Genomic DNA, 4249 nt, shown 5'->3' on the forward strand with positions numbered 1-4249 from the left:
AGATGTGTATAAGAGACAGGATCCCCCTCGCCTGCGGGACCGCCGTGGCGGAAGATCGCGATCGTGGCCGGCGGTGTCGCCGCTGCTCTCGCGGTTCTCTACGGTGTCGATCTCGCAACGTCGTCGGGCAAGGTCCCGCGCGGCGTGACGGTCGCGGGGATCGAGATCGGTGGCGAATCGGTCGACGACGCCGAGGCACTTTTGCGCGACGAACTCGGCCGACGCCTCGAAAACCCCGTGCCCGTCACCGCCGGCGACACCACCGCCGAGGTCGTTCCCGCCCGGGCCGGACTCGAGGTCGACTGGGAGCACACGCTCGATCGCATCGGATCGCAGCCGCTCAATCCGTTCACCCGGCTGGCGTCGCTGTTCGGCACCGACGAGATCGGCGTTGTCTCCGTCCGCGACGACGCGGCACTCACGGACGCACTCGAAGGAGTGCGTTCGAGCGCCGAACGCGCCCCGCGGGAGGGCACCGTCGTCTTCGAGGGGGCGACCCCGGTCGCGGTGTCTCCGCAACCCGGCCAGAATCTCGATCCCCAGGTCGCGGCGGACGTGTTCTCCGAGAAGTGGGCGTTCGGCGACGTCGCGTTGCCGGTGACCACGCTGGACGTGACCGTCACACCCGAAGCGGTGGACCGGGCACTCACCGAGATCGCGATACCCGCGGTGGCGTCGGACGTGAAGGTCCAGGGTCGCGACAACACGGTCGCGACCTTGCCCCGCGACCGGATCGGCACGATCCTGTCGTTCGTGCCGGACGGCGAGGGCGGCCTGATCCCCGAATACCACTCCGAGGTCGTGGTCGATTTCCTGCGTCCGCAGCTCGCGGAGACCGAGGTCGAACCGAAGGACGCCCGCATCGTCATCGAGGGTGGCGGTCCGACGATCGTGCCCGCGGTGAAGGGTGAACTGGTCGACTGGACGAAGACTCTCGAGCCGCTGCCTCAGCTGCTGGCCGCGCCGGGCGACCGGACCACCCCGGCCGTGTACGCACCCGTGGATCCCGCGCTCACGACCGAGGCCGCCGAGAAGCTCGGCATCCGCGAGGTCGTCGGCGAATTCACCACCGGTGGCTTCTCCTACGCCTCGGGCGTGAACATCCGCCTTGCCGCTTCCGAGATCGACGGTGCACTCGTCAAGCCGGGAGAAACGTTCTCGCTCAACGGATATACCGGTCCGCGCGGGGCGGCGCAGGGCTACGTCGAGTCCGGCATCATCGAGGCCGGCCGGCCCGGCACGGCCGTCGGCGGCGGCATCAGCCAGCTCGCGACAACCCTCTACAACGCAACGTATTTCGCCGGCATGGAGGACGTCGCCCACACCGAGCACAGCTACTACATCTCGCGGTACCCGGCGGCGCGTGAGGCCACCGTGTTCGAGGGCGCGATCGACCTCCAGTTCCGGAACCCGTTCGACACCGGCGTGCTGATCCAGACCATCGGCACGAGTTCGGACATCACGGTCCGGCTCTGGGGCACGAAGACGGTGGACGTGCAGTCGTTCACCGGGGACCGGACGGCGTTCACGTCACCGAACAAGATCACCCTTCCGGCGGGCGACGCGTGCATTCCGTCGAGCGGCGCGCAGGGCTTCACGGTCAGCGACACCCGCGTGATCACGGATGCGAAGACGGGAGCGCAGCTTTCCCGCACGACGCGCACCGTCAAGTACGACCCGGTTCCGATCGTCGAGTGCATCGAACCGGAGGAAGAGCGCGAGCCCGCTCCGGGACCGGAACGCAACCCCGCCGGCGCGCCCGGGAGCACACCGGAATCCGGTTCGTCGCCGACGACGAGCGGCCGGCCGCAGCCCGGTGCGCAGCCGACGACGAGCAGCGCTCCGGAACCGGAATCCGAGACGGACGAGCCTGCAGTGCCCGACGCATCGGCCGACGAGGAGTAACACGGTCGCGCCGTTCGGGTCCCGATGAGCGGGACATCGGCAGGGCAGGAGTGATGTCGTTCATAGCATCGCCGCTGTGAACACACTGACCGGCACCGAATCCGAACTGCGCGACCTGCTCGAGAGTCAGCGACGGGAGTTCCGTTCGCAGAGAACGAGTTCCGCCGAGGCTCGCCGGGCGCGGATCGAGTCGGTGATCGAGATGGTCGTGGCCCGCCACGACGAGATCGTCGACGCGATCGACGCCGATTTCGGCGGGCGCCACCCGGGATACTCGACCGTCAACGACATCCTCGGATCGCTGACCGCGCTGAAATACGCGCGAGATCACGTGGAGACGTGGATGCAGCCCGAGCAGCGGACGGTGTTCTCCCCGTACGACCAGCTCGGAGCCACCGCCGAGGTGCAGTACCAGCCCAAGGGCTCGGTCGCGATCATCGGCACCTGGAACGCCCCGCTCTTCACGCTCCTGAGTCCACTCGCCGGCGTGCTGGCAGCGGGCAACCGCGCCGTGCTCAAGCCGTCCGAGATCGTGCCGCGCACCGCGGAGGTGCTGGCGGCGGCGGCCGCGGAGTTCCTCGATCCCCGTGACGTCGCCGTCGTGACCGGTGGACCGGAGATCGCGCAGGCCCTCACCGCCCTGCCGTTCGATCACATCGTGTTCACCGGCAGCGCGGCCGCGGGACGATCGGTGATGGCGAACGCCGCGCTCAACCTCGTGCCGGTCACGCTCGAACTCGGCGGAAAATCCCCGGTGATCGTCGGGCGTTCGGCCGATACGGACACCGCGGCCTTCCGCATCGCGGTGGGCAAGGCGACCAACAGCGGTCAGCTCTGCGTCAACGCCGACACCGTGTACGTCCCGGCGGAACAGCTCGAATCGTTCGTCGTCGCAATCGGCCGGACCTACGGCGAACTGCTGCCCACGATCGCAGGAAACGTCGACGTCACCGCGATCGTCTCCGATCGGCACGCCGCCCGCATCGACGGATACATCAGCGAGGCACAGCAACTCGGAGCACGCGTGGAGGTCGTTCCGTCCGAGCCGATCACCACCGATGAACGTCGGCGCCCGCTGCGTCTGGTGATCGACCCCCCGGCATCGGCGGCGATCTCCCGGGAGGAGATCTTCGGCCCCGCCATGGTGATCCGCACGTACGACGACCTCGCGGATGTTCTCGACGAGATCAATTCCGGTCCGAAACCGCTGGCGCTCTACTACTTCGGGCACGACGAGGACGAGCAGCGCGCGGTCGTCGAGGGCACGACCTCCGGTGGCGTCACGATCAACGAGGTCATGATGCATGCGGGCATGCTCGACGCACCGTTCGGTGGCATCGGGGAGTCGGGGATGGGCCACTACAACGGCCGCGAGGGCTTCCTCGAATTCAGCCACGCCCGAACCGTGTTCGTCGCTCCGGACTACGACCCGCGTCGCGAATGGGGCATGCTGCCGCCCTACGCCGAGGAATATCGCGCCGCAATGTCGGCGCAGGTGAGCAAGTGATCCCGGTGGCTGAACACCACCACATCGGAACCACCACACGAACTTTCGGAGCGATACTGTGAAGACACGTGGCGCGATCATCCGCCGGGCACCCGGTACCTACGAGGTCGCCGATCTCGAACTCGACGAACCGCGGCGCGGTGAACTGACGGTGAAGATGGTCGCTGCGGGCCTGTGCCATTCCGACGACCACATCGCCGTCGGCGACCACGCGGTGGGCAGTTACCCGATCTGCGGCGGACACGAGGGCGCCGGAATCGTCGTTCAGGTCGGCCCCGAGACGCACGGCTGGAGCGAGGGCGACCACGTCGTGTTCTCGTTCCTGGCCGCCTGCGGCCGATGCCGATGGTGCGCAAAGGGACTGCAGAACCTGTGCGACCGCGGCGCCGCCATCATGACCGGGACCCGCCCCGACGACCCCTCGAGCTTCCGCATGAGCCTGGACGGGGTGCCCGTCGCCCAGACGTGCGGATTGTCGACGTTCAGCGAATACACCACCGTCAGCGTCGATTCGGCAGTCAAGGTCGACAAGGACCTGCCGCTCGACAAGCTGTGCCTGCTGGGCTGCGGAGTCGGCACCGGGTGGGGAGCAGCGGTGAACTCCGCCGAGATCTACCCCGGCCAGACGGTCATCGTCCAGGGCATCGGCGGGATCGGCATCAACGCCGTCCAGGGCGCGGTCCATGCCGGCGCGGCCCGGATCATCGCCGTCGATCCCGTGCCGTTCAAGCGGGAGAGCGCGCTGCGGTTCGGAGCCACCCACGCGGTCGCGGACATGGCGGAGGCCACCGAGATCGCGCGTTCGTACACCAACGGACAGGGCGCGGACGCCGCGAT

3 protein-coding genes are annotated in these 4249 nt (G+C 68.3%); all 3 read left to right on the forward strand.

Going from position 1 to position 4249, the window contains the following annotated elements:
* Nucleotides 1-54 precede the first annotated feature (54 nt).
* Nucleotides 55-1905, forward strand: a complete 1851-nt coding sequence (locus I0Q12_RS26830; RefSeq protein WP_374068806.1) for a VanW family protein — start codon at nt 55-57, stop codon at nt 1903-1905.
* Nucleotides 1906-1981: 76 nt separating this feature from the next.
* Nucleotides 1982-3412 (forward strand): aldehyde dehydrogenase family protein, encoded by a 1431-nt coding sequence (locus tag I0Q12_RS26835; RefSeq protein WP_374068802.1) that lies wholly within the window; start codon nt 1982-1984, stop codon nt 3410-3412.
* Between the two features lie 58 nt (nt 3413-3470).
* Nucleotides 3471-4249, forward strand: a 779-nt coding sequence (locus I0Q12_RS26840; RefSeq protein WP_374068807.1) for an alcohol dehydrogenase catalytic domain-containing protein, incomplete at its 3' end; no start/stop codon positions are given.

Source organism: Rhodococcus sp. CX, from assembly GCF_015865005.1.
Classification (GTDB): Bacteria; Actinomycetota; Actinomycetes; order Mycobacteriales; family Mycobacteriaceae; genus Rhodococcus.